The 1,460-nt window shown below is 73.2% G+C and carries 1 protein-coding gene and 1 pseudogene; both read left to right on the plus strand.

What is annotated here, in order from left to right; genetic code table 11:
* The coding region (locus D7W79_RS41935) for a PP2C family protein-serine/threonine phosphatase (RefSeq protein WP_147442359.1) at window positions 1–630 on the plus strand (630 nt) is incomplete at its 5' end.
* Window positions 631–832: 202 nt separating this feature from the next.
* Window positions 833–1,460: pseudogene (locus D7W79_RS41940) on the plus strand (methyl-accepting chemotaxis protein); the annotation flags it as partial.

The raw sequence follows: 1,460 nt of genomic DNA on the forward strand, positions 1-1,460 counted from the left end.
GGGCAGGAGGGTGGGGAGGTCGCCAGCCAGTGCGTGGTGGACACCTTCGCGGGCTTCAGCGACCGGCTGGACCGCGACCGCGACGGCACCTGGCCGGATGCCGTGGACCCCGCAAGGAGCCGCGAGGAGAACTACCTGGCCGCGTGCACCGCGCTCGCCCAGCGCACGCTGCGCGTGCGCCGCGTGGGCAAGCTCAAGGAGATGGCCTCCACGGTGGTGGCGCTCGCGGTGGGAGAGCGCTGGGCCGCGGTGGCCCACGTGGGCGACAGCCGCCTGTACCGCCTGCGCGAGGGCCGCCTGGAGTCGCTCACGCGCGACCACTCGCTCATCGAGGAGCTGCGCGCGGCCGGGCGCGAGCCGCCCGGCAACCCGGCCAACCTGCGCCATCTCATCACCCGCGCCCTGGGCACGGAGAACGCGGAGCCCACCCTGCAGCGGCTGGAGACGCAGCCCGGGGACATCTTCCTCCTGTGCTCGGACGGGCTGTATGAGCCGCTGGGCCCGGAGGTGCTGAAGGAGCAGCTGCGCGCGTCCTCCGCCCAGGCCGCGTGTGACGCGTTGGTCTCCGCCGCCTACGAGGCCGGTGGCCGCGACAACATCACCGCCGTGGTGCTGCGCGTGGCGGTCTGAGCGCCTCCCCGCCGTGTCACACGCTGGGAGTGCGGGGCCCTGAACCCCACAGGTCGGTCCTGACCGCCGACCCGACGCGATGGGTCCGGCCGGACGGAGGGGGAGTCACCCGACACAGGGACTTCAATCCTTCGTTTATTCCAGGTTAATCTGGGGACTCCCCCCTCGCGTCCCCCTCCCCTCGTCCGAGCACCCGTTGCGTATGACGCTCAGTCTTGCCGCACGCCTGACCGCGGCCCTCACCGCCGTCGTTATCGCCCTCACGCTGCTCACCGTGACGTTGATGGGGCTGTCGCTGCGCTCGCGCGTGGAGTCCGAGATGGCCTCCGCCCTGACGCGGGATTCGACCCGCTGGCAGGCGCTGAAGGAGCAGGAGCTGCGGGTCCTGACGGAACTGGGGCACGTGGCGGCGGCCAACGCCGCGTTCACGCGGGCCTTCTCCCGGGAGCGCTCGGAAGCGGCCACGCTGTTGAACGAGCAGCGCGCGGTGCTGGGCGTGGACCTGCTGGCGCTGGTGGGCGTGGACGGTTCGGTGATCGCGTCCACGGGCGAGGAGAACCTGCCGGGCCTTCCCAAGGTGGTGCGCCAGCAGGGGCAGGTGCTGCTGCCGGCCACGGGGGCGCCGCTGCTCGCGGTGGCGCAGCCGCTCCAGGCCAATGGAGCGCCGGTGGGCTACCTGGTGGTGGGGGCGGAGCTGGGCGCGGAGGAGCTGAAGCGGCTGGGCGCGGGGAGCGAGCACCTGGAGTCGCTGCTGCACGTGGGGCCCCGGCTGGTGGCGCAGTCGCTGCACGTCGTCCCGGCGCCCGCGCTGCTGGGGGCGAGCCATGGGG

The sequence above is a fragment of the Corallococcus exercitus genome, from assembly GCF_003611585.1.
Classification (GTDB): domain Bacteria; phylum Myxococcota; class Myxococcia; order Myxococcales; family Myxococcaceae; genus Corallococcus; species Corallococcus exercitus.